Source organism: Pedobacter polaris (assembly GCF_005116505.1).
In the GTDB taxonomy this organism is placed as follows: domain Bacteria; phylum Bacteroidota; class Bacteroidia; order Sphingobacteriales; family Sphingobacteriaceae; genus Pedobacter; species Pedobacter polaris.
In genome coordinates, this window is record NZ_SWBR01000003.1 from 485,858 (window position 1) to 510,643 (window position 24,786).

The 24,786-nt window shown below is 33.8% G+C and carries 21 protein-coding genes; 8 read left to right on the top strand and 13 right to left on the bottom strand.

Going from position 1 to position 24,786, the window contains the following annotated elements:
* Window positions 1-7 precede the first annotated feature (7 nt).
* Window positions 8-1,939: an LTA synthase family protein gene (locus tag FA048_RS14120; protein WP_136842189.1), complete on the bottom strand. Its 1,932-nt coding sequence runs from the start codon at window positions 1,937-1,939 to the stop codon at window positions 8-10.
* 208 nt (window positions 1,940-2,147) lie between these two features.
* Here FA048_RS14120 and FA048_RS14125 point away from each other — a divergent pair, with 208 nt between their 5' ends.
* A complete protein-coding gene (locus FA048_RS14125) occupies window positions 2,148-3,347 on the top strand; it encodes a C40 family peptidase (protein ID WP_136842191.1) in 1,200 nt (399 codons plus the stop codon).
* Window positions 3,348-3,542: 195 nt separating this feature from the next.
* A complete protein-coding gene (locus tag FA048_RS20115; protein ID WP_225872551.1) occupies window positions 3,543-3,692 on the top strand; it encodes an ArsC/Spx/MgsR family protein in 150 nt (49 codons plus the stop codon).
* Window positions 3,693-3,740: 48 nt separating this feature from the next.
* Here FA048_RS20115 and FA048_RS14140 read toward each other — a convergent pair whose 3' ends face one another.
* Window positions 3,741-4,661, bottom strand: a complete 921-nt coding sequence (locus tag FA048_RS14140; RefSeq protein ID WP_136842196.1) for a DUF6252 family protein — start codon at window positions 4,659-4,661, stop codon at window positions 3,741-3,743.
* 15 nt (window positions 4,662-4,676) lie between these two features.
* Entirely contained in the window at window positions 4,677-6,155 is a 1,479-nt protein-coding gene (locus tag FA048_RS14145; protein WP_136842198.1) for a glycine--tRNA ligase, read from the bottom strand.
* 405 nt (window positions 6,156-6,560) lie between these two features.
* Between FA048_RS14145 and FA048_RS14150 the strand changes: the two genes are divergently transcribed.
* From FA048_RS14150 to FA048_RS14175, 6 genes are all read left to right on the top strand, one after another.
* Window positions 6,561-7,268 (top strand): ATP-binding cassette domain-containing protein, encoded by a 708-nt coding sequence (locus FA048_RS14150; protein WP_136842201.1) that lies wholly within the window; start codon window positions 6,561-6,563, stop codon window positions 7,266-7,268.
* Window positions 7,269-7,391: 123 nt separating this feature from the next.
* Window positions 7,392-7,898, top strand: a complete 507-nt coding sequence (locus FA048_RS14155; RefSeq protein WP_136842203.1) for an acyloxyacyl hydrolase — start codon at window positions 7,392-7,394, stop codon at window positions 7,896-7,898.
* Window positions 7,899-8,134: 236 nt separating this feature from the next.
* The gene (gene gldF, locus FA048_RS14160; protein WP_136842205.1) at window positions 8,135-8,863 is read left to right on the top strand and encodes a gliding motility-associated ABC transporter permease subunit GldF; all 729 of its coding nucleotides are present in this window, start codon (window positions 8,135-8,137) and stop codon (window positions 8,861-8,863) included.
* The gene (gene gldG, locus FA048_RS14165; RefSeq protein ID WP_136842207.1) at window positions 8,857-10,593 is read left to right on the top strand and encodes a gliding motility-associated ABC transporter substrate-binding protein GldG; all 1,737 of its coding nucleotides are present in this window, start codon (window positions 8,857-8,859) and stop codon (window positions 10,591-10,593) included. Before gldF ends, gldG begins: the two co-directional genes overlap by 7 nt.
* A 32-nt stretch (window positions 10,594-10,625) precedes the next feature.
* Complete coding sequence (dnaN, locus tag FA048_RS14170) at window positions 10,626-11,750, top strand: DNA polymerase III subunit beta (protein WP_136842209.1); 1,125 nt, start codon at window positions 10,626-10,628, stop codon at window positions 11,748-11,750.
* A 159-nt stretch (window positions 11,751-11,909) separates the two neighbouring features.
* Entirely contained in the window at window positions 11,910-12,593 is a 684-nt protein-coding gene (locus FA048_RS14175; RefSeq protein ID WP_136842211.1) for a VTT domain-containing protein, read from the top strand.
* A 131-nt stretch (window positions 12,594-12,724) separates the two neighbouring features.
* Here the strand turns inward: FA048_RS14175 and FA048_RS14180 are convergent, their stop codons facing one another.
* The 10 genes from FA048_RS14180 to FA048_RS14225 form a co-directional block, all read right to left on the bottom strand.
* Complete coding sequence (locus FA048_RS14180) at window positions 12,725-13,681, bottom strand: zinc dependent phospholipase C family protein (RefSeq protein ID WP_136842213.1); 957 nt, start codon at window positions 13,679-13,681, stop codon at window positions 12,725-12,727.
* Window positions 13,682-13,701: 20 nt separating this feature from the next.
* A complete protein-coding gene (locus tag FA048_RS14185; protein ID WP_136842215.1) occupies window positions 13,702-14,466 on the bottom strand; it encodes a methyltransferase domain-containing protein in 765 nt (254 codons plus the stop codon).
* Window positions 14,467-14,519: 53 nt separating this feature from the next.
* Entirely contained in the window at window positions 14,520-15,215 is a 696-nt protein-coding gene (locus tag FA048_RS14190) for a phytanoyl-CoA dioxygenase family protein (RefSeq protein WP_136842217.1), read from the bottom strand.
* 13 nt (window positions 15,216-15,228) lie between these two features.
* Window positions 15,229-16,317, bottom strand: a complete 1,089-nt coding sequence (locus FA048_RS14195) for a DUF695 domain-containing protein (protein ID WP_136842218.1) — start codon at window positions 16,315-16,317, stop codon at window positions 15,229-15,231.
* A 123-nt stretch (window positions 16,318-16,440) separates the two neighbouring features.
* Window positions 16,441-17,673, bottom strand: a complete 1,233-nt coding sequence (locus FA048_RS14200; RefSeq protein ID WP_205943492.1) for a DUF3999 family protein — start codon at window positions 17,671-17,673, stop codon at window positions 16,441-16,443.
* Complete coding sequence (locus FA048_RS14205; RefSeq protein ID WP_136842222.1) at window positions 17,654-20,032, bottom strand: DUF2339 domain-containing protein; 2,379 nt, start codon at window positions 20,030-20,032, stop codon at window positions 17,654-17,656. Before FA048_RS14205 ends, FA048_RS14200 begins: the two co-directional genes overlap by 20 nt.
* 261 nt (window positions 20,033-20,293) lie before the next feature.
* A complete protein-coding gene (locus tag FA048_RS14210; RefSeq protein ID WP_136842224.1) occupies window positions 20,294-20,728 on the bottom strand; it encodes a hypothetical protein in 435 nt (144 codons plus the stop codon).
* Window positions 20,729-20,769: 41 nt separating this feature from the next.
* Window positions 20,770-21,330 carry an RNA 2'-phosphotransferase gene (locus tag FA048_RS14215; RefSeq protein WP_136842226.1) on the bottom strand — a complete coding sequence of 187 codons (561 nt, stop codon included), beginning with the start codon at window positions 21,328-21,330 and terminating at the stop codon, window positions 20,770-20,772.
* Between the two features lie 172 nt (window positions 21,331-21,502).
* The gene (gene hscA / locus FA048_RS14220; protein WP_136842228.1) at window positions 21,503-23,365 is read right to left on the bottom strand and encodes a Fe-S protein assembly chaperone HscA; all 1,863 of its coding nucleotides are present in this window, start codon (window positions 23,363-23,365) and stop codon (window positions 21,503-21,505) included.
* Between the two features lie 94 nt (window positions 23,366-23,459).
* A complete protein-coding gene (locus FA048_RS14225; protein WP_136842230.1) occupies window positions 23,460-24,689 on the bottom strand; it encodes a glycosyltransferase family 4 protein in 1,230 nt (409 codons plus the stop codon).
* Between the last annotated feature and the right edge of the window lie 97 nt (window positions 24,690-24,786).

Sequence of the window (24,786 nt, forward strand, 5' to 3'; positions counted from 1 at the left end):
ATGGCGGTTATTTACTAACTGTTAACTGGTTTTTAATCATTCTGGTGTTGTACTGCTGTATAAATGCTTTGAGGTATTTTTCCATATTAGCTTGTATTACAGGTTCTTTATCTATTAGGTTTTTTTGTGTTAGTCTATCGGTTTTTAAATTAAATAAAGCAGTAGATTTTAGCCCATTATTTTGCAACAAATAATCACCTTGGTAAAAGCTAAAACTACCATCGTTGTTATTAACTACAAAGTTGTTGTTTTTATTGCTCAACGCATCAAAGCCAAATGCAAAGTATGGTTTGTTGTAATTAAGGTAATTTAAAACAGTAGGCATAATGTCTGTCTGTTGTATCAATTTGTCTGTTTTTCCTTTTAAATCGCCACCCGGATAATAGAACAAAATTGGAATAGAAAAATAACCTGGCGTGGTTTGATATTCTGGTAAATAAGATACTGTAGCATGGTCTGCAACCAATACAAATAAGGTGTTTTTGTACCAAGGCATTTTGGCAGCAGTGGCAAAGAATTTTTTTATTGCCATATCTGTATAACCTACAGGTTCTTGTATGGGTAGTGAACCTTTTGGAAATTTACCTATATATTTTTCTGGTACTTTAAAAGGATGGTGAGACGATACAGAGAAAAAAGCAGAGAAAAAGGGTTGTTTAAAAGTATTGATCGTTTTTGCCATGTATTGCATAAATGGTTCATCCCAAATGCCCCAAATGCCATCAAAATCTGCATCGTTATTGTATTCGCTTTTGCCATAATAGTTTTTAATTCCAGCTAGGTTGGTGTAAGCCGAAAAACCCATAGAACCATTGGGAGCACCATGAAAAAATGCGGTTTCATAACCTTCATCACCTAATAGTTTGGCAATACTAGTAGTTTTATTGCCAGAGTAGGTAGAAAGTACAAAAGGTTCGCGAATAGAAGGGATACCCGAAATAATTGAGGGTAAGGCATCAATTGATTTACGTCCGTTGGCATAGGTATGTGATGAAGTAAAACTTTGTGCAACTAAACTGTCGATAAAAGGGGTATAGCCTTTGTAAGTGCCGTTTAATAAATCCTTATTTAATCCGCCAATATGTTCTTTTCCTAAACTTTCTATAATTAAGAATACTACATTGAGTTTTTTAAATGGTGCTTTATTTTCTGGCTGATGAATAGGGTTGTAAAGACTATCTAATGTTTGCTGATTAAAATAATTGACTGGTTTTAAATTAGACGACTTTAACGTTTTCATGATGGTAAATGGTGTGTTGAGCACTAAACTCATATCGCCTGGAGATGCTACAAAATCGCCCGCATTACTCATGGTTATTGGTCTAGTACTGTGACGCCATCCGCCTCGCATCCCAATAACAGCTAAACCAGCAATTAACACCAAAGCTAAAGTATGTGCCAAGTAAACTTTCCATGTAAATTTTGGTGCTTTTTGCAAGTGAACCAATTGAAAAAGTTTAATGAACAGCCAAATGAAAGCCATTAATAGAATTAATAAAAACCAAAAGTCTATTAAAAAATCTACTGCAAGTTTAAATTTATTTTGCTCATTGCTAAACTGGGAAAATACACTTGCTGTTGTTCTTTTAAGGGTATACTTGTAGTATGCGAAATCTACGAAGTTTGCTAAAAAGCCAAGGCTATTGGTAATGATGAATAGCCACTTGCAAAATTTTTGATAACCTATTCGATATCTAAATGGGAAAGGAATTGCTTGAAGTACGATAAAAAGCAAGTTGAGGTAGAGTAATGCAACGATATCAAATTTTATTCCGCCTAAAAAAATATAAAGTAATTCTGAAAAACTGATATGGTTAAAAAGAGATAAATTAGATAGGTAAAAGCCAAGTCTGCAAAGTGTGTACAAGACCAATAAAACTAAAAAGCGATAAGCTAATACTATATAAATTGATTGTTCTCTTTTACGTGTTTGGTCCATTTATTTTATAAAAGTTCGCAATTTACGGATTTGTTGTTAATTAATTCACCACCTAAGGCACCTAAGCATGCCTAAGAGAGTAAATGGATTTGTAAATGATAAATTTATGATGGACTTAGGTTCCTTAAAAATACAAAGTGGTAAAAGAATGTAAGTTGCCAGTTACGAAATATGTAGATAATTCTATTTATTGTAACTTAGTTCTGTGATGAGAAATTTATACTTAACTCTTATTTTAACTGTTTGTGTTTTTATTGCAAACGCACAATCCGACACCTCTGCTTATAGAATGCAGGCTACAAATATCCAAAAGAAATTTGCGCCTGATAAACGTGCGATCTATTTTAACATGCAGATTAGAGGAGATTCTGTAAAACTTGAAAGCACTTCTCAAGAGGTATTGAGTGAGTTTGATAAAGTTAAACCAACTATGGCAAATGTGAAATTTACAGCTACATTATTGCCAGCCAAGTCTTTAAACGGACTAGAATACGGAGTTTCAAATCTTTCTGTAAGTAACAATAGAGCAAATCCACAGAATGCCGCAGAGCTGATGACGCAAATGCTTTTGGGTACACCCATTAGAATTTTAAAAAAACAAGGTGGATTTTATTTGGTTAAAACCCCCGATGGATATCTTTCTTGGACTGATGGGAGTGCCATTAAACCAATGAACAAAGATGCTTATGAAGCTTGGCAAAAATCTGAAAAGGTAGTTTTTACAGCAGATTATGGACATAGTTTCACTTCGCCAAAGATAGATGGAATGAGGGTTTCTGATTTGGTTAACGGTAATATTCTGCAATTGTTAGCGTGGGGAAGGGCCTTTAGTAAAGTTGGCTATCCAGATGGGAGAGTGGCTTATGTACAAACTTCGCAATTAAAACTTTATAAAGACTGGATTAAAAGAGTTAACCCCAATGCTAATGCCATTTTAAAAACTGCCCAAACCTTATTAGGCGTTCCTTATTTATGGGGAGGTACCTCTATTAAAGGGGTAGATTGTAGTGGCTTTACCAAAACTGCATACTTTTTAAATGGAATTGTTATTCCGAGAGATGCCTCTCAGCAAGCTTTAATAGGTACAGCCATTGATGTATTAGAAAATGACAGCATTAGTGTAACCAAGTGTTTAAAAAACCTACTGCCTGGAGATTTATTGTTTTTCTCTGCAGCTAAACGTAGAGGTATAAATGGAGGTAGGGTTTCGCATACGGCAATTTATATGGGTAATGGAGAGTTTATTCAAAGTGCTGGAATGGTAAAAATTAGCAGTATGATAGCTACCGCACCAAATTATGACAGTGGACAAAGCACTACACTTGTTGGAGCTCGTAGGATATTAACTGAAATAGGAAAACCAGAAATTACTAGGATAGAACAGCACGACTGGTATGGGAAAAATTAAAATATGATTACAATCTATCATAACAGCAGCTGCACTAAAAGTCGAATTGCTTTAGCTGCATTAACAAAAAATAATGAGCCTTTTGAGATAATTAATTACTTGGAAGATGTGCCAAGTATTGAACAATTGAAAGAAATTATTGTGAAGTTACATATCAAACCACACGATTTAATCAGAACTAATTAAGCAATTTACATCGAAAAATTTAAAGGTAAATCTTTAACTGATGACGGGTGGATTAATGTAATGCATAATTATCCTATATTAATTCAAAGACCAATTATTGTAAGAGATGATTTTGCTGTAATTGGCAGATCTGATGATGCTTTGGATGAGATTATATGAAAAAGCCAGCTTAATTTAAGCTGGCTTTTCTATTCCTTTGCCAAACAATTACATTGTTATAGTCGTATAACTTAAGTCAAACTTACCTTCAGTAATCGTTTTCTTTGTACTTAGAAAGGTATCCATATTTGGGGCAACAAATTCAAATGTCCCTTTAACAGTAGTAGTGCTAGAGCTAGTTATAATTAACTTTCCGGTTTTTACCCCAGTTTCTGAGGCATACGAGCCAGTTTGAGATTGATCTTCATTATAGCTACCTTGGGCATCAATATCAATGTCATAAGTGCCATTTCCTTTATAATTGTAAATGATTACGGTTAAAGCTTTAACACCATTTGTACCAACAATTGTCATCATATTTCCTAGTGCTGCGCTTTTAACTAAGCCTGCTTGCCCAACAAAGTTGGTACTCGTGCCATCAACTTTTGCACTCATATTGGAAGTGCCTTGGCCTGGTGTAGGTCCCGGAATTGGCTCTAGGGTAATTACAAATTGCCCTTCGGTAATGGTTTTAACAGCCCCATCGGTATTAACTGCTTTAAACTCAAAGGTGCCAATAATCACTTTGCTATTGTATGTTGTTATCTTTATTGTTCCAGTTTCAGCATAATAAGCATCAGCATAAGGATTGGTTATACCTGCTATATAAGTACCGCTAGAAATTAAATCGGCAGCATTATAAGTCCCCACACCTTTAAAATCTTGAAAACTAAGAATAAATCCTTGTGGGTTTTTTAATCCGTTAATGTCGATGTCTTTTGTTCCATCTTGATTTGTGAATGGTTGTGCATAAGCAAATTCGCACTCTACTAAAACACCATCAACTTTTGCGCTCATCTTCGTAGTGTATGTTGTTGGTTTAGTGCCACCAGGGCCAGAACCTTCTACAAATACGATATCTTTTTGGCAAGAATTAAAGCCCAAACATAAAACAGTAAGAAATAAGAAGAGAGCGTGTAATTTTTTCATTTTTATAAAGATATACTAAGTTAATAAATTTCTCCAACTTACTTTACCCTCAATAATGGTATGCAATTCTTTGATCTCAATTCTTTGCTGCTCCATTGTATCACGATGACGAATAGTAACTGTGTTATCCTCTAGAGTTTGGTGATCTACTGTAACACAGAAAGGTGTGCCAATCGCATCCATACGGCGATAACGTTTACCAATTGCATCTTTCTCTTCATACACACAGTTGAAATCAAATTTCAAATGATCCATAATTTCACGAGCTTTTTCTGGCAGGCCGTCTTTTTTAGTTAATGGGAAAATAGCGACTTTAATTGGTGCCAAAGCTGGATGTAAACGCAACAATGTTCTACTGTCTTGTTTTTCTGGGGTGCTTAAATCTTCCTCTTCAAAGGCATTGATCATCGTTAACAAAAACATACGATCTAAACCAATTGAAGTTTCGATAACATAAGGAACGTAATTGCCATAAGGCTTGCCTTCCTCATTTAAATCGTTATCAAAATATTGCATTTTCTTGCCAGAATATTCTTGGTGTTGTGTTAAATCGAAATCAGTTCTACTGTGAATTCCCTCTACTTCTTTAAATCCAAATGGAAACTCGAATTCGATATCTGTAGCTGCATTTGCATAATGCGCTAATTTAACATGGTCATGGAAACGATATTTTTCTGGTGCAGTTCCTAAGGCTTGGTGCCATTTTAAACGAGCCTCTTTCCAATAGGCAAACCATTTTTTATCTTCACCGGGGCGAACAAAAAATTGCATCTCCATCTGTTCAAATTCACGCATACGCATAATGAACTGACGGGCAATTACTTCATTTCTAAATGCTTTACCAATTTGTGCAATTCCGAATGGAATTTTCATTCTTCCAGATTTTTGCACATTCAAAAAGTTAACGAAAATACCCTGTGCTGTTTCCGGACGAAGGTAAACCTCATCACTTCCCTCTGCCATTGCACCAAACTGAGTGCTAAACATTAAGTTAAACTGACGAACATCAGTCCAATTCTTTGTGCCGCTAACTGGACAAGCAATTTCATGCTCTTCAATTAATACTTTTAAACGAGGTAAATCTTCTGCAGTTAAGGCAGCATCCATGTCAGCCTGCAATTTTGCTGCTTTTTCGGTTTTGCCATCTTTCTCGTAACGAGCAATTTTATCTTCTAATAGCTGATCTGCACGATAACGTTTTTTGGAGTCTTTATTGTCAATCATTGGGTCGTTAAAACCATCAACGTGACCACTCGCTTTCCATACTTTAGGATGCATAAAAATTGCAGAATCAATTCCTACAATATTCTCGTGCATTTGCACCATTGCTTTCCACCAGTAAGTTTTAATATTGTTTTTTAATTCGGCCCCTAATTGTCCGTAATCATAAACAGCACTTAAACCGTCATATATTTCGCTGCTTTGAAATACAAAACCGTATTCTTTAGCATGTGATATTACATTTTTAAATTGTTCGTCGTTAGTTTTAGCCATAGTAGCGCAAAGATAATATTTTAAGCCGAAAGACTAAAGCCAAAAGACTAAAGCATAGATAGAAGGTCTTCCTTGAAAACTACAAGTACCCTTTAGGTGATTTTGGGTTTTTTGAAAAGCAATTGTTTGCAAGAAACTAAAATCAGTCCCGCCCTCGCTGCAATCTTTTTAGTTTTTCGTCATTTCGAGCGCAGGGAGAAATCTGTTACTTAAGTGCTAAAAACGAACAGATACCTCAATCGTTCCTCATTTCGGTATGACGGTTGGTAAAAAAACAAAAAAGTATTTTCGCTAAGTCGGGTTTAGGAGGCAAGGGCAGAGCAGCTATTAAATGGTTAACTGACAATCTAGCAATTCAACAATTGAGCACTCAAACAATCCATCATTTTTCCTATTTTTGAAGCAATGAGTATCAAAGTAAAAAGCCTATCAAAACATTATGGTCAGCAAAAAGCAGTTGATGCTATTAGCTTTGAAGCTAGACCTGGCAAAATCTTAGGCTTTCTTGGGCCAAATGGGGCAGGTAAGTCTACCACCATGAAAATGCTTACTGGCTATTTAGCGCCTACTTCTGGAGATGCGGAGATCTGTGGTAAAAGTATTTTGACTGAAAATTTGGCAGTAAAAGAGCTAATTGGCTATTTGCCAGAAAATACGCCTTTGTATAATGACATGTACGTTCGTGAGTTTTTAAGTTTTGTAGGAGAAACCTATCACATTGCAAATTTATCACATAGGGTTGAGGATGTGATTAAACAGGTTGGATTAACGCCAGAGCAACATAAAAAAATCGGGATGCTTTCTAAAGGTTACAAGCAACGTGTTGGTTTAGCTCAAGCAATTATCCATCATCCCTCAGTTTTAATATTAGATGAACCAACTTCTGGCCTAGACCCTAATCAATTGACTGACATTAGGGCATTAATAAAAGATTTAGGCGCAGCTAAAACTGTAATTATCTCTACCCATATTATGCAAGAAGTAGAGGCAATTTGTGATGAAGTTATCATCATTAATAATGGAAAAATTGTCGCGAATGACACAATTTCCAGTCTTAAAAATCAATACAAATCAAATTCTCTAGAAGAAATATTTAGAAAATTAACTGGTTGAAATTCATTTAATTAACTTTTCATTCCTAAAAGTTGTCAATTTAGTGACGATTTACTGTAACTACTGGCTTAGTTGTTGTGTCTTAAGCAGCAGTATTAACAAATATAAATTAACAAAAAACACATGAAAAAATTATTATTATCATTAGCATTAGTTGCAGGTTTAGGATTTGCAGCAAGTGCACAAACAGAAGGTGCAGTTAGAAAATTAAGTATTGGTGGTGAAGTTGGTTTGCCTACTGAAAGTGGATCAAAAGACTGGTTATATGTTGGTGGTTCATTGCAGTATGAGCACCCAGTAGCAAAATCTTTAAACTTAACTGGTTCTGCTGGTTATACAGCACTTACTTATACTGGTAGTGGACCTAGTCTTAGCTTAGGTTTTATTCCTTTAAAAGCTGGTGCTAAATATTATTTTGGTGGTAACTTTTATGGTGCAGGTGAGGTAGGTGCTACAATTTCTACCGAAAATGGTGGTGGTACGGCATTTGCATTTGCTCCGGGCTTAGGTGCTTCTTTCTCAGTTTCAGATAAATCTAGCTTAGATTTCGGCTTACGTTATGAAACTTGGTCTAACAATGGTTCTAGTTCATTTGTTGGCTTACGTGCTGCTTGGGCATTTGGTTTGTAGGTTACAATTTAATATCAAATAATAAAAAAACCTCAGCAATTTGCTGAGGTTTTTTTTAAGTAGTGTAGTTCCAGATCAGCAAGATTTTGATATGAAGTTTAAGAACAAAGTTTTTTCTGTTGGCCTAGGCTTTACTTTTTAATCCTAAAGTCTTTAATTAAAAGTCTCAACAATTGTGTTGAGACTTTTTTGTTTTAGGAGATATTGCATAACTTCGGCGTCATTAATCGCCTTGCATGTACGCAGTTTTTAAAAGAGAATTATTCAGTTTTTTAAATTCATTAATGGCCTATATCACCATTGGTGTATTTTTATTGGCTTGCGCCATGTTGCTTTGGGTTTTTCCAGATACTTCGATATTAGATTATGGTTATGCAGAGCTAAATGGCTTTTTTAGTTTAGTTCCCTTCCTTTTTATGTTTTTAATTCCTGCAATTACCATGCGTTCATTTGCAGAAGAAAGAAGAGAAGGCACCTATGTGCTTTTAGCAACAAGGCCCTTAAGCGATACCCAAATTATATTGGCCAAATATTTAGCATGTGTTGTTTTAATGGTTTTTGCTTTAATCCCTACTTTGGTTTATTATTATAGCATTTCTGAACTAGGCTTACCCAAAGGAAATATAGATACTGGTGCAGTTATAGGCTCCTATTTAGGCTTATTCTTATTGGGGAATGCATTTTCAGCTATAGGCATTTTTTCATCCTCTATCACGAAAAATCAGGTTATTGCATTTGCAGTAGCGGTGTTTCTTTGTTTTTTTACTTTTAGTGGTTTCGACTCAATCAGCAAAATATTCGAACTCCAGGCTTTGGGCAGTGTATTAGTTAATTTCGGAATTAATGAACATTATCAATCTATAAGCAGAGGGGTGCTTGATACCAGAGATCTTGTCTATTTCATCACTTTTGTGTTGGTGTTTTTTGGTTTTACCAAACTAGCTATAGGAGGTAGGAAATGGTAGGTGTTCAGAATAAAGCTGAAAGATTAAAGACTAAAGGCCAAGGACTAAAAAAGAAGAATTACCTAAAAATTCTTGTGTTTTTAATTGTGTTGATTCTGATAAATGTTTTAGCACAGTATTTTTACACCCGTTTCGATTTTACCAAAGAAAAACGTTATACCTTAAATCAGAAATCAAAAGAAATTTTAACAAAAACAGAAAAAGACATCACCATCACAGTGTTTTTAGATGGGGAAATTCCAGCTGCTTTTAAAAGATTGCGCAACGCAACGAAAGATTTATTAAACGATTATAAAGCGTATTCAAGTGCCAATGTAAAAATCATTTTTGAAGACCCCTTAGCTGGTGTTATTGCAAGTGAACAAGATACTATTATTAAAAATTTGGGAGAAATAGGCATTAGACCAGTTGCGGTAAATATTAAAAATGATGCAGGTTTAACGCAAAAAATCATCTTCCCAATGGCACTTATAGAAATTGACGGTAAACCAATGGCTGTTAATTTGCTTCAAAAAACAGGTGGGCCAGCAACTGATTATGAAACAAATATTACCAGTTCCATTCAAACCTTAGAATATTCATTTACATCGGCTATTAAAAGATTAGAGAAGGGCTACAGTCCTAAAATAGGCTTTACCGAAGGACATGGAGAATCATCAAATCCCCAATTTTACGATGCCATTAATAATACGCTTTCCCAAAATTTTTATGTGGGCTGGGTAGATCTTAAAATCATTAAAAAACAAGGGTTAGATGATTTAGATGTAATATTTATTGCTAAGCCAAAAACTGCACTCACAGAGCTTGAAAAATACAAAATCAATTATTTTGTAATGAAAGGTGGTAAATTAGTTTGGTCTATAGATCAGGTTACAGCAAGTTTAGATAGTTTGCAGAAAAAGCCTCAAATGATGGCTTTTAATAACCAACTTAATATAGATGATATGCTTTTTGAGTATGGAGCTAGAATCAATTATAACTTAATTACAGATGTTAATTGTGCCTCAATACCTATAGCAACTAATAATCCCGGTCAGCAAGCACAAATAGACTTGGCGCCCTGGATTTATTACCCAATTCTTGCACCAGATACCACTAACGCGATTGTTAAAAATATTGATGGCATTAGAGCAGAGTTTGCAAGTACGGTAGATATTATTGATGTACCCAACGTAACTAAAAAGGTTATCTTACAAACCTCACCTTACAACAAAGTCTTCGAAACGCCTAAAATGCTCTCTTTGCAAATGTTGGCACAAGAACCAAAGCAAGAAGAATATACCAGTACCCCAAAAACTGCAGGTATTTTATTAGAAGGGAATTTTAAATCTGTATTTTTAAATAGACCAATACCAGAGGGAATAACTGAAAATTATAATGTACCTAGCATTAGTAAACCAACTAAAATGATTGTAATTGGCGATGGAGATATTTTTACTAATCAATATAGTAGTACAGACAATTCTGTTTTTCCACTGGGCTTAGATAGATATACACAGCAGAATTATGGCAACAAAGCATTGTTGCTAAATATTGCAGATTATTTTACAGATGACAATAACCTTATCGCACTAAGAAATAAAGAAATTAAAGTAAGATTACTAGATAAAGCCCGTTTACGTACAGAAAAGTTGAAATGGCAGGTGATAAATTCAATTGTGCCGTTAGTATTGTTAATATGTTTCGCAATTTTTCAACATTATTACCGTAAGCATAAGTATGCGAAGTAATTTTTATATTTTTGAGATTATACAAAACAACTATGAGATTTATAGTATCAACTTCCACGTTATTAAAACATTTGCAGACTGTTAATGGTGCATCTAGCAGCAGTACAGTTTTGCCTATATTAGAAAACTTCTTATTCGAAATTAAAGATGGAAACTTAACTATTTCTGCTACAGATTTGCAAACTAGTATGACCACCTCGTTAGCTGTAGAATCTAAAGAAGAAGGTAAAGTTGCCGTTCCATCTAGAATATTATTAGATACTTTAAAAACGCTACCAGATCAACCAATTTCATTTAATATTGATGACAATAGCTTTTCAATAGAAATTAGCGCTGGTGATGGTAAATATAAATTAAGCGGTGAAAACGGAGATGATTTTCCTAAAATTCCAGTTGTAGAAAATGCATCATCTGTAAATTTACCAGCATCTGTTTTAACAGAAGCAATTACAAAAACAATTTTTGCAGTAAGTAATGACGAGTTAAGACCAGCAATGACAGGTGTTTATTGCCAACTTTCTCCTCAACATATTACTTTTGTGGCAACTGATGCACATAAATTGGTTCGTTACCGCAGAATGGATAGCAAAGCTGATAAAGCTTCATCATTTATCCTCCCTAAAAAAGCATTAACGTTATTGAAAGCGGCTTTACCAAGTTCTGATGTAAATGTTTCGGTTGATTATAATGCAACTAGTGCATTCTTTAAATTCGAAAACATCAATTTGGTATGTCGTTTAATTGACGAACGTTATCCAGATTATGAAGCAGTAATTCCTGCTAACAATCCAAATAAATTGGTAATTGATAGGGCATTGTTCTTAAATACTTTACGTAGGGTTGTAATTTTCGCGAATAAAACTACACATCAAGTGCGATTGAAAATTAACGGAAGCGAATTGAATATCTCTTCGGAAGATTTAGATTTTGCAAATGAGGCTCACGAACGTTTAAGTTGCCAATATGAAGGTGAAGATTTAGAAATTGGCTTTAATGCTCGTTTCTTAATCGAGATGCTTGGTAATTTAAGTGGCGAAGAAGTTACCTTAGAATTGTCTACCCCAAACAGAGCTGGTTTATTAATTCCACAAACTAACGATGAAAATGAAGATGTTTTAATGTTAGTAATGCCTGTAATGCTTAATAACAGCTACTAGTTAGAGAAAAGATTAAAGAGCAAGGAACAAAGATAATTATATCCAACAAGTACAAAATGGCTTAGGTTACTGAGCCATTTTTATTTAATTGAGGTCATATTTTAAAATTTAGTAACTTATCAGAACGATATCGTTACTTTTGTAAAAAAACAGAACAACTTGGAATTTCTCGATTTAATTATACAATTACTTACTAATACCAAAGAAACATTAGAAGTAATCATGCAGGAATATAAAACCTGGACCTATCTAATTCTTTTCATCATTATTTTTGCAGAAACTGGATTTGTGGTTACCCCATTTTTACCAGGAGATTCGATGTTATTTGCTGTAGGTGCGCTTGTTGCAGGCGAGGGTACAGGCTTAAACATTTGGTTTATGCTAGTCATTTTAATTATAGCAGCTATTTTGGGCAATTCATTAAATTATCAACTGGGTAAATATTTTGGAATTAAGGTTTTTAAAGAAAATAACAAAATACTTAAGTTAAAATACTACCATCAATCTCACGAATATTTTGAAAAACATGGTGCTAAGGCCATTGTTTTTAGTCGTTTTTTGCCTATTGTAAGAACAATTGCTCCTTTTGTTGCTGGTGCAGCTAGAATGTCTTTCGGTAAGTTTACTTATTACAATGTTGTAGGTGGTATTGCTTGGATTACAAGTTTATTGTTTGCCGGTTACTTATTGGGTAAAATTCCTTTTGTAGAAAAGAATTTTGAAATTCTAGTGTTAATTATAGCGGTTGGAACTTTTGTGCCAGTAGTTTATGGCGCATTAAAATCTTTATTCTCTAAAAAACCAGTTGAACAACAAATAGAGGAAGAGATAAAAGAAGATTAAATATTCTTCTATATTACCGTAGTGAGGAGATATCCCATAGCTATGACATTTGATGTTATTAAGTCAGTGCTCAAGAGGATTCGAGACTTCTCACTCCACTTTGTTACGTATCGAAGTGACGGATTTAATGATTAATTCTCTCTGCCAATAATTTTTCCTTCTTTATACTTTTTTTCTTGTTGCTCGGCCCATTTTTTATCTTCTGGACCTGGTTCTAATTTAATTAGGTTTTTAAGTTCAGGCTGACCAGCATCAACCCAAGCTGAAAACCAAAAAGAACCAATAGTTATAATTGCTGACCTCATTTGTTTTTCTACCATCCCATTCATTTTATCTTGATAGGCTTTTGAATAGGCTTCAGAATATTGTTTTATCACCGTATTGCTTCGTTCAGAGAAACTATACTTTTGGTCTGATGGAAATGTTTTATTCAGCTCTGCTTCAAGTAGTAAAACACTATCTAACAAACTGTGCGAATGTTTAACAATTGCCCAGGCAGCTTTTAAAGGATCGTCAACATAGCTTGCCTTCCCAACTACAAAATTATAACGGGCAGCGAATAATTCTGGTATCCTACTTTCCCAAAATGCATGAATGCCAACCTGATTGGTTAATTGTCCGTTATGGTTATTAGTAGTATGCAATGGGACATGGGCATCACCTATATAGTGACCGAGTTCTGCAGAATACTTTAATATTTTTAAGGAGTCATGAGTTTTAAAAGCCTTAACCAAACTGTAATACGTCCGTTGTATTTGCCAGGGCACAATACCGCTTTCATTTAATTTCTTTTGACCATATTTGGCCAAGGCATCATTAAATTTTGGAGGAATGCTATCCATATTTTCCTCGTAGTTTTCTACATCTAAATAATGCCTTGGTGCTTCTAAAGTGTCAATATATCTACGCTTATCAGGATCTACAGCATGTTCTACAATATATTTATTGGCAGTTTTATAGAAATTAATCATTTCACTTGGCAGGGTGAAAATGGCCAATTGATTTATTCTACGGTGAGCAAAAAAGCCCCAGGAAGTACACAATATAAAAGGGATGATTAACAAGGTTAAAATTGTTAATCTTTTCATAAAATGAAGATAAATAAATTTTAGAATTTTCCTGCTATGATTATCCTTTTAAATGGATATAATGTTGGCGATTTAGGGAACCGAGTTTGTATTCGCTTTTTATATTCAGCTATGAAGTTCTCTCTCATTTCTCCGTTCAATTTTTCTAAATAAGGAGGTAAAGCGGAACCTGAAATGAAATCATATAAATCATTAGATGACTTGGCTATGATTGGATAGATCTTTTCAAACACAGTTATAGTTTTTGCTCCCCCTTCAAAAAGTAATTGCGCATAAGCATCTGTTTTAAGCACTGGAGAAGTCCGATGATAACCTAGCAGACTATTTTGGTAAGGTTCTTCTTGAACTAGATTATCAAGAATTTGATTTAAAGCATTTTGAGTTTGTGATGGCATTTGAATAGCCAATTGGCCATTAGGGTTTAAAAGCCTAATAATTTTAGGAAATAATGTTTCATGGTCATCAACCCATTGAATTGCTGCATTAGAAAAAATTAAATCCCATTTTTGATTGGTATCAATTTGTTCTTCAATAGAGTTTTGTTTGAAGCTTAAAGTCTCACTAGCGAATGCTTTTGCTTCATTTAGCATTTCAATTGAAGAGTCAACTCCTAAAACTTTTGCATTTGGTAACTTCTCGGCAAGCATGCTGGTTAACTCTCCGGTTCCACAACCTAGATCGATTACCTTTAAGTTGGGCTTAATTTCGATTAGATCTAAAATATCATAAAACGGAGCGTACCTTTCTGTTTTAAATTGATTGTATGTCTTTGGGTTCCATGCCATGGTTTATATCTATTAATAATTGTGAATAACCGACCATAAGGGAATGAAAACTATTAAATCCTCTCTACCCATTTTATTTCTTTAGGTAATTCAATATTTGAAAACTCTATATGTATAACTCTTCTTTTGGTATTATTTGTTGTTCTTGATGAGCTATGTAATAATAAAGGTTTCATGATCATGATGCCGCCTTTTTTAATCTTGCAAACGGTTTCACTTTCAAAGTTCCAATCGATCGTTTCTGGTCTATAAATTTCTTTTAAATGAGATTTCGGAATAATTTTTAAGGCACCATTATTTTCATCTGTATCATCTAAATGAATACGGATTGTGTAATTGTTTTTTAGGATTTCGATTGGTGGTTGAACTGCAAACTGATTTTGTTTAACTGTCCATGGCCCAAAATTTGCAAGCTCTACTTTTTTATCTACTGAGATTGTTAAGTCCTGATGATAGGAAACAAACCAATTGGATTGCTCAGGTTTATCGAAGTAAATAGATTTAACAACAAAATAATCTTCACCAAAAGTAGACTGTATAATTGACTTTAGTTTAGAGTTAAAGACCAACCCATAGACTGCTGGAATTTCTTTTAAAAATTGTCTAATTGCAAATAAATCAGCAGATTTTCTAAATGTATCTTTGGTTGTATCAACCTCATTAATCACAGCTAAAATTTGCTCAATTTCTTGATTAGAATAAACATCAGAAATAATCGAAAAACCTTCTGCTGAAATTTCTTTGTTCATTAATTAGCTTGATTTAGTTAATAAAACGATTAAATGATTGCCAGTATTTGTCTTTATAGATATCAAAGCTAATGTTAAATTTATCTTCATAATCAGCAATGATTTTTTCGACTACTTTTGATACTTTACGAAAGTCTTTACAAGCAAAATAAAAATCTCTGGTACCATCTGCAGTTTCTCTTCCAATGTTTAAATAACCTTCACTGTCTTTTAATTCACCTAAAAGAATATCTTCAAAATCATTTAATTGAGCCATTGTTTTATCATTAGGAAAACCATTTTTATCTGGTACAAACTTTACAATAATATCCAAAATCCAAGGATGTGAAGCTTTGTTTTCCCAACTTAACAAATCCATATTTATTACTGCTAATAGAGGTTTGCCATTTTGTAGGGTTCCTTCTAAAATAGAATGATTGTCGGTTTCTGTACTGTGCCAAAGCCCATCATATTTTTCTATAAATTCTTTTTCTCTCCATATTAAAAAGTCTTTTAACTTTTCTATTGGGATGAGCTCTTTTTGAGCATTTTCTTTACCAAGAACAACAATGTTATCTATTGTAGTAGCAAAGTTTAATTCTCCTAAGAGGTTATCTAAAAAAATAAAAGTTCCATTGATGATGGTGTCTTTATTGGCCTCATTTAAATCGTTATTAATTATTACAACATCAATCTCATCGGGATAGTTTGGGTCTTCATTATAATAAAAGCTGATGTTGCTTTTAGTGAACTCATAATCTGCCATCCTAATGGTAACATCTTCAATATTTAAGGCAGGTTTTAATGCAGTAAATTTCCATCCATCAATAACTGGTGCCGCATTTACTAATTCTTCAACAAAAACAATGTTTTTAACAATGCCATCAGCAGTTAATACTAATTCTGCAGTATTATCATTCATCATACCTGTTAAAAAATAGTAACCCTCCCTAAGTTCGTTTAGTCTGGGAGAAAGTTTTTCAAAGAAATTCTTTTCAATCGCGTTGTTTTGGCTAACTGCTTTATAGAAAGTTTTTTCATTTTTCTGAAACCAATTCCAGAAATCATCATAATTATTTATTGTTTCTTCTTTAGAACCAAATATGTTTTTTAAAAAGCTCATTATAATTTATTATTATTTTAAATCTTTATTCCACTACTTTAATTCCTTGGTCATTGGGAGACTCTGGTTGCATAGGCATCATGCTGTCTCCCTCTAGAGGGAGCTGGGGGAGGACTGCTATAACTAACTCCTCAACATCTTATAAGCAAAAAAGCCAAGTAGAGCGATAATTACCCCCATTAAACACCAAAGCCATAATTTATTCTCAAACAATGGAGCTTTAGTTTTTGCTGTTGTAAAAGCTGGGTTATTTTGCTCTGCTCCAATAGCTAATGCAACAACACTCATCGGAATTTTATGCTCAAAGTTCTTTAATTCATAACTAGGTGTAGTTGCCTCTTTGTTACCATAATATAGGGCATAGCTTAGGCTTGCATCATCAAATCTGCCAACCAGCTCATAAACAGGGCCTTTTAAAGTAATGGAAGTTAAGTGCAAAGGTTTATTGTCATTGTTTTCAATTGTAACCTTTAATCGGCTTACCAATGTGCCTGTAAAATTAAATTCAGGAACTTCTAAAGAGCTAATGGTGCCTTCAAACAGTGGGGCGTAATTGTATTGGATGCCTTTGTCAGTTTTAAAACTGTCTGTTACATATTCAATTTTTAAAGCTCGGTAGAAATCGAAATCACCTTGTGTATTTATTTTTAAATAAGATAGGGGAGTAGGATTGGCTAAAGTAACATCAATTGTGCTTTGCTTATTTTTTGCATCATTAAATAGTTGGTAAGATTGGTAGGTAATGTTTTTCGAGATGCCTTTTAATGTATCTGTCTTTAAAATTTTAGCTGCACTTAGCTGTGGTTGTTCATTGGCTTTAATGGCTAATCTAAAATAACTATATTTTGCTACAGGGAAATTCAGTTGCGTAAATTGATAGTCGGTGTTATTGTTTTTAATAGCTAAAATTCTATAATTCTCTAAAACAGTAAACCATTCCTTATTGTCATTACTTCCTTCAAGTTTCACTTTCCAATCAAAATTGGTTTGCTTAAATGAAAGCTTAATCTGATTTATTGTAGCAGCAGCTGATGCTTGGAAAGTATAGAAATATCCATTGGCATTGTTGCTCTGGTTAATGATATTAAAAGAAGTTTCTTTGTCTGTCATTTGATCAGCACTTTGCTCTAAAATGTAGGGAACCTCAACAGTGTCTTTTCCTTTAAAGCCATAAATTCTCAAATCTGCCAATCCACTTTGTGCATTTTTGAAAACCTCATTTGGTAAAGTAATACTATGCCAGGTTGTATTTATTCCCTTCAGTTCTCGTTTATAACGATAGGTGTTTGTTTGTGCTTGTAAACCAATAGCACAGCATACTAACAAAGCAAGTATTTTAATTTTCAGTTTTAACATCATCAATAATTAAGTGTTTGTATTTATTGTAAAGGAAGGAGATGATTAATAAAAGTACCCCAAGAGATACAAAAACAATGGTTTTCGAAATGGTATCTAATGAAGAGATATCGTAGAAGAACAATTTAATTAGTGTGATGCCAAACAAAATTATGGCGCCGATCCGTAAGTGTTTTTTGTTTTTCCAAAGACCTATGCTAATTAAGAACAAAGCATAAACGCCCCATAAAATGCTCAGTCCTAGCTTATATCCATTTCGCATTCCATATAGTTCTAATAAGTGTAAAAGTTCACTGCTAATCACCCAAAGTACAGCGATGTACAACAAATAATCGAATGCAGTTTTATTGAACTTTTTCTTGAAAATTTCTGATTTACTAAGCTGATAACACATTCCCATCAATAGGACAAAAAAGGCCAAAGAGATATACCTTACGGTAATGTTCATTGTACTGCTTACAAAATACTGATCGTTTTGTGAAATGTAAGTTTCTCTTAGTATACTTAAATTGTACAATCCCTCTGTTAAAAATGCAATAATTACAAAGAGGTTAATGATGGTGTTGGTAATCGATAACTCATTGTTTTTTATTTTTTTAAGATTTAGATAAGTCAATCCACTTGCAAAAAACAGGGTGTAAATGTAGACCCAAGCCTTTTTAAGCCAAGGGATATTTTCATTGTAAACAATATTAATACCTCTTCCAGAAGGTGTTGTGTTTATTTTTGTCTGCTGATAAATATGCTGGAAATGATTAGCAATTTCAATTCTGAAAGTATAATAAACAGTGGCAATAAGTATGGTTGGTATCGCATAAGAAAGGATTTGTCTGATGGATAACACCTTACCAGTATCTTCCATATCCTTCGCTTTTCTAGTTACGATAAACATTCCTAAAAAAGCCAATATGAAGATCGAAGCACTTAAAAAACCAACGTTTAAGAAAGGTTTAACAGGTACGTAATCTGTATCGTAATTAAATTCACTTGAGCTCATTGCCCAATCTTGCAATAAACTTAAAAAAGCTAAAAATACAAGTGGAAATGATAGCTTTTCATAAATTGTAATATTCTTCATCCTGCCTAGATAGAACAAAATAGAAGCTTCAACTACCCAAAAAATAGTAACCCAATTGCCACTTAGCTGAACAGGGACAGCCATAGTAACGAATGTAATTACCATTGCCAAAATGAAATAAAATAGGCTCTTGTCTGCCAGTTTACGTTTGTAAATTACTAGGCTTACCACAAAGTGGATAATTGCATTAATTAGGGTAAATAAACCTAGCAATTCTTCGCCATTTTTATTTTCGCTTAAAATATAATAGCCTATTCCGTAAAATACGAAAGAATTTAAGAGCAAAACAATCACATCTGAAATGCCAAAAATCTCTGCTTTGGTCACTTTATAAGCTAAGTTGCTGATATAAAAAGTAAGGAAAAAGATGGAAGCAAAGCTAAAAGCCAAGGTGAAATGTACGGTGTCTTTATAATCAAAAAGTAGCCAAGATGCGAATATTAACCATGTTAAGCCAAAAGACATATAGAACAATGGTTTCCAATATTTTTTAAAGCTTAGTATGAGTATTCCGATGTTGATAATGGCCATGTAAGTAAATAATACCGCAACTTTTCCAGAGCCATCACTCAGTAAAAAAGGAACGGCATAAGCACCCACTAAACCAATGTGTGCTATCACCTGTTTATTGTATTTAATAGCGGCAATAACTGTAAATGAAGTAAATATTACCATTAACACAAAAGCAAGTGTTTGCGGTATTAAACCATAAAAATCGTATGCAGCATAGGTAAGGAAGTACATTATGGCTATCGAACCACTCAATAAAACAGCGCTAAAACTTTCATATTTCGCTTTTAATTTTAGCGCAAAACCCATCAAGGCAATGCCAACTAAATAGCCTAAAATAATACGTGTTAAAGGGCTAAGCATATCTTTATCAATGGCATATTTAGCACCAATGGCAACACCGATCACTAAAATTAAAATCCCAATTTTACTGATTAAATTCTCACCAATAAATTTCTCGAAATCAGACTTACCTAAATTTGCCCGCTTAAAATTATCACTAAAATTAGGTTGGCGATTTGCAGGTGGCGTAAATGTTGGAGGAGTTGATGAATGGGTACTTATTGGTGTGTTTTTTGGAGGAAAAATAACCTGCGGTTCAAGGTTTGAGAACACTTGTGTACTTAGAGCAATTGGTTCAGTACCTGGAGATTGTAATTGTTTAATCTCTTGTCGGAGGTTGTTGATTTCTGCCTCAAAAGTTTGCTGTTTAAGGGATAGATTTTCTAGCTTTAACAGTAAAATATTTAACCTTTCCTTGTCATTCTCCATTCGTATAGTTTATGGTAAGTTTTATTAAATATAGCAATGATTGCGACAAGGTTGACTATTTAATTCAAAGTTTAACTTATTCATCAAATGATTTTCTATAAAGGAAATACAAATGCTTTTTTGGAAAGTAGTTCGCCTATACACTACCTCTACTTAAGCCTATTATTAAACTTCGTAAGTTTTTAAGGGAACCAAAAAGATGCTTCTATTGTGCGATTTAAAATACAAGGATTGTAAAACTATTAAAGGTTACATAGTGAATTATTGTGACCAGTTCTTTTGGGATAGATTATCAAGGCTATCAGCTTTTTTGTACGTGTTAAATATAAAGTTGTTACCGTACTTTTTAAATAGCAGTTGTTGCATTTTTATACTATAGCAATTCATTTCGGATAATGGCACACAACCTCCTGAAATTGCTTTAGTTTTGTAATTAGCTAATAGGTTTAATCTGAATATTTTATTGTTTGCAATATTTCCCAATCCCCAAAATACGACTTGATATTCTCCTTTCTTAAAGTCAATAGCAGCATTTTCTTTAGCAATTGAACAAGTTGGACACTTATAATAGAGTGTTGCAAAAGTTTCGTCTTGCCAAAAATACATTTGTGGAATTACAAAATAGTATGCACTTGCTAAACCAAGAATTATAAAATTTAATGCAGAAGCGTATATGGAGATTTTTATAAAGTTCATAAGCTGATAATATGATCAATCACTTATATGATGATCAATTTTTAGCTTTCCATAATTTCATTTGCTAAATATTTTGCAGGAACATAGTCCGTTAACCAAACTCCATTTTCAGCTAAATAGAAATTGAATTGATCATTAAACATTTCTTCTGCATTAACTGTAAAAACAAAAGGTTTTCCATGTCTACTGCCTACATTAATGGCTGTTTCAAAATCTACACTTAAATGTACATGTTGCCTGCTCTGTTTTTCTATTCCAGATTTAAAAATAAAGGCTGCAGTTTTTACCGCTGTGCCATGGTACAATAATTTAGGTGGCTTTTGAGGAGTGTAAGCCAAATCAATACTGACAGAATGACCTTGACTGGCTCTAATTTTATCGAAGGTTTCATTAAATGCAAAACGTTTTTTATTATTTGTTTCAACAATGTAATTGAGTGTCTCTTGGTCTAATTTAATGTCATGAGCAATAGCTTTTTCGATAAGAATAGTAATATCTGTCCAACCATTTTCATCTAATTCAATTCCAATGAGTTCTGGATGATGCCTTAATACGTAACTTAAAAATTTACTTATTCTTTTACTTTCCTTCTCGCTTAACATTTAAACTCAATTATTATACGAATATAACCTTTTGTGAATTGCTATGGAAACGAAAATAGTACGGCCGAGAGCGGGGCAAAATGCTTAATAAACTTGTCATTCCACCTCTGGAGGAATCCATTGGCGGGATTAATAATCAAGCGAGATTCATCGCTTCGCTCTGAATGACAAATTATTGCTCGTCTATACTCTTACCTTTCATGGCTTGGCCAACAGCCATATCCATTAAGCGTTCTGCAAAAGGACGGGTAAATTCATTTAATTCATCTGCTTTTTTAAGGATGAGGTCTTTCTCGCCTGTTTCTAATGCTTCTTTTAATGCTGTAATATGCGCATTGGTAGCATTAATTTCTGCTTCAGTTAAAATTTGACTGTTTTTATTGATAAATCTTTCAGCTGTATAAACTAACTGTTCGCCTTCGCTTTTAGCTTCAATCAGCATTCGTTGTTCAACATCGCTTTTTGCATTTTCTATGCTGTCAATCAACATTTTCTCAACGGTATCATCACTTAGTCCATAACTAGGTACAATATCTATTTCTTGTTTTACACCAGAACGTAATTCTATCGCTTGAACTGTTAAAATTCCATCTGCATTTAACATAAAATTGATGTCGACTTTTGGTAAACCTGCAGGCATTGCTGGGATTCCCTTTAAATCGAATTCGGCCAATTTGCGATTTTCCTTTACTAAATCACGTTCACCTTGGTAAACAGAAATCTTCATGTTTATTTGCCCATCAATTGAAGTGGTATATTGGCGACCAGCTTTGGTAGGTATTTTGCTATTTCTTGCAATAATCACATCCATTAAGCCTCCCATAGTTTCAATTCCTAAAGAAAGTGGTGTAACATCTAGTAATAAAATATCAGATCTATTTCCCGCCAAAATATCTGCTTGGATAGCTGCCCCAAGTGCAACAACTTCATCAGGGTTAATCTGATCATGTGGTTGGCGATTAAAGAAATCAGTTACCGCTTGTTTAACATAAGGGGTACGAGTTGAGCCGCCTACTAAAACAACTTCATCAATTTCGCTAACGTTAAGATTTGCATCAGCTAAAGCCTGTTTGCAACAGGTTAAAGTTTCAGCAACTTTATCCGCAATCAACTGCTCAAAAGTTTGTTTGTCTAAAGTGCACCAAATCTCGCCCAATTGCTCATTGTATAAGTTTTGGGTAGATAATGCTTTTTTAGCGGCTTCGGCCTGTAAACGTAGCGTTTGCATTAAGATATTGTCTTTCGCAACATCGACTGGATTTAGCTTATTTTTCTCTATCCAATAGTTTAAGATGGCTCTATCAAAATCATCGCCACCTAAAAAGGTATTGCCATTGGTGGCTAAAACTTCAAATATCCCATTTTGGATTTGAAGAATAGAAACATCAAAAGTTCCCCCACCTAAATCGTATACCGCAATGGTTTTTTGCTGTGTTGGATCAAGACCAATTCCATAGGCTAAACTCGCCGCTGTTGGCTCATTTACAATCCTTAAAACATCTAATCCTGCAAGTTTACCCGCATCACGAGTTGCTTGTCTTTGACTATCATTAAAGTATGCAGGAACGGTAATCACCGCTCTATTAACTGGTGTTTTTAAAGCATGTTCTGCTCTTGCCTTTAGTTCCTTTAAAATTTCAGCAGAAAGCTCAATTGGTGTATAAAACCTATTTCCTACTTTAATTTTTACTAAGGCATCCGTATCGTCATCAATAATTTTATAAGAAAAAATATCTTGGTGACTGGCAATATCCTTATAAGAACGACCCAATAATCTTTTTACAGAAAAAATAGTATTTGTCGGGTCGGTAGTTAAAAAAGCTTTAGCTTCATTACCAACTTCTGCGTCTCCATGCTCATTAAAATGCACAACAGAAGGTACTAAAAGCCCTTTTCCGGTATCGTTAATTACCTGAGGATTTTTATCTGGATTGATAAATGCAACCAAACTGTTGGTAGTGCCTAAATCTATGCCTACAATAATTTCTTCTTGTTGTAATGAGCCTGTCGACAGGTTGATGGATATTTTTGCCATAACAGCGCAAATTTACGTTAATGTTTTAGTGTTGGAAAGTTTTAATGTTTTTTAAAAGTCAGAAAGACGGAGGTTGTGGCTTATAAACTTCTTTCTACTTGTTCTTCTCTTCAATCCAAAGTGACAAATATTTTGTGCTTTGTAAAGTATGGTGATGTAACAATTGTCCGAAAAAGTTTTGTTGACGATGTATTTTTAAATTAATTAAAATGTTTGTCATCCGATCTATGAAAGCATTTTGGAATTTATTTTCACTGTAACGTTCGTTAATGATTTTTATTCCATTTTGTTGGGCATGTAACCACAGGTTTTTATCTTGGTAAAGTGTTATTGCTTTTGTGATGAAAAGTTCAATATCATCCTCAATAAAACCATTCCATTCTAAATTTCCTTTCATAGCCTCTGCGCCAACTGTTGTAGTAATTGATGGAGTTCCAACTTGCATAGCGTCAATAAATTTCCCTTTAACTCCCGCACCAAATTGAATTGGAGCCAGTAAAACCCTATGTTTAGCAATCACTGCCCTTGCATTTTCAGCTCTACCAATGATATTGAAATTCTCTTTAGGGTTATTTAATTGCAAGACTTTTTGGCTAGGATAAGCCCCATAGATGTTCAGCTTTGCTCCTTGTATTTTTTTGCTTAAGGATGGCCAAATTGTTGTCTTAAGGAATTGAACAGTATTCCAGTTTGGTTCGTGCAAAAAATTACCAATAAAAATAAAATCTGCTCTATGTTCAAATGATAGCCAATTGTCTGTTTCGGTGATTTCCTTTTCTAGAAATGGGAGGTAATGCAATAATGAAGGATCAATTTTAAACTGCTCTAGAAGAATTTTTATTTCATCTTCAGAAATAATCAATGATAAATCACAACGCAAAATAGAAGCAATTTCTCTTTTTGCATGTGCTGTAAATAAATCTTCTTTTGTTAAAGTAAAGTTGGTCTTATGTGCTTGTTGGCGAGCTTGGCGAAGAAAATGTAAATCTTCAGTATCTAGAATTGTCATCGCTTCTGGGCATTCTTGATGTACCCGCCATCCATATTGTTCTTCAGTTATAAATCGATCGAACATCACCACATCAGGTTTGATATTTTTGACTAAATCATTAAAACCTTCATCATTTAGCTTAATAGCTTGTTCTTTAACTCCGATACTTGATAAATCAAAACTGAAATCGCTCTTTAATGCAGCACATGCAAAAATGATTTCATAACCTTTGGTAAGAAATAAATTAATTAATTGAATCATTCTAGTGCCAGCAGCCGAAGATGTGGGTTCTGGCCAGACTAACCCAATAATCAATATTCTTTTCTTCGTCATTAATTTATTTTTTGTGCAAAATAAGATGTTTTTATCTCACAATTTTAAAAGCCATGCTATTTATTTCTAATTTTGATGTGCTAAGTATCAATTAAAC

Bases quoted from the DNA above. Each gene is read 5' to 3' on its own strand.
- hscA (WP_136842228.1), bottom strand. From the start codon at position 23,365: ATGGCAAAAATATCCATCAACCTGTCGACAGGCTCATTACAACAAGAA.
- dnaN (WP_136842209.1), top strand. From the start codon at position 10,626: ATGAGATTTATAGTATCAACTTCCACGTTATTAAAACATTTGCAGACT.
- FA048_RS14125 (WP_136842191.1), top strand. From the start codon at position 2,148: ATGAGAAATTTATACTTAACTCTTATTTTAACTGTTTGTGTTTTTATT.
- FA048_RS14155 (WP_136842203.1), top strand. From the start codon at position 7,392: ATGAAAAAATTATTATTATCATTAGCATTAGTTGCAGGTTTAGGATTT.
- FA048_RS14215 (WP_136842226.1), bottom strand. From the start codon at position 21,330: ATGTTAAGCGAGAAGGAAAGTAAAAGAATAAGTAAATTTTTAAGTTAC.
- FA048_RS14140 (WP_136842196.1), bottom strand. From the start codon at position 4,661: ATGAAAAAATTACACGCTCTCTTCTTATTTCTTACTGTTTTATGTTTG.
- FA048_RS14180 (WP_136842213.1), bottom strand. From the start codon at position 13,681: ATGAAAAGATTAACAATTTTAACCTTGTTAATCATCCCTTTTATATTG.
- FA048_RS14195 (WP_136842218.1), bottom strand. From the start codon at position 16,317: ATGAGCTTTTTAAAAAACATATTTGGTTCTAAAGAAGAAACAATAAAT.
- FA048_RS14190 (WP_136842217.1), bottom strand. From the start codon at position 15,215: ATGAACAAAGAAATTTCAGCAGAAGGTTTTTCGATTATTTCTGATGTT.
- FA048_RS14120 (WP_136842189.1), bottom strand. From the start codon at position 1,939: ATGGACCAAACACGTAAAAGAGAACAATCAATTTATATAGTATTAGCT.
- FA048_RS14225 (WP_136842230.1), bottom strand. From the start codon at position 24,689: ATGACGAAGAAAAGAATATTGATTATTGGGTTAGTCTGGCCAGAACCC.
- gldF (WP_136842205.1), top strand. From the start codon at position 8,135: ATGTACGCAGTTTTTAAAAGAGAATTATTCAGTTTTTTAAATTCATTA.
- FA048_RS14150 (WP_136842201.1), top strand. From the start codon at position 6,561: ATGAGTATCAAAGTAAAAAGCCTATCAAAACATTATGGTCAGCAAAAA.
- FA048_RS14210 (WP_136842224.1), bottom strand. From the start codon at position 20,728: ATGAACTTTATAAAAATCTCCATATACGCTTCTGCATTAAATTTTATA.
- FA048_RS14185 (WP_136842215.1), bottom strand. From the start codon at position 14,466: ATGGCATGGAACCCAAAGACATACAATCAATTTAAAACAGAAAGGTAC.
- FA048_RS14145 (WP_136842198.1), bottom strand. From the start codon at position 6,155: ATGGCTAAAACTAACGACGAACAATTTAAAAATGTAATATCACATGCT.
- gldG (WP_136842207.1), top strand. From the start codon at position 8,857: ATGGTAGGTGTTCAGAATAAAGCTGAAAGATTAAAGACTAAAGGCCAA.
- FA048_RS14200 (WP_205943492.1), bottom strand. From the start codon at position 17,673: ATGTTAAAACTGAAAATTAAAATACTTGCTTTGTTAGTATGCTGTGCT.
- FA048_RS14205 (WP_136842222.1), bottom strand. From the start codon at position 20,032: ATGGAGAATGACAAGGAAAGGTTAAATATTTTACTGTTAAAGCTAGAA.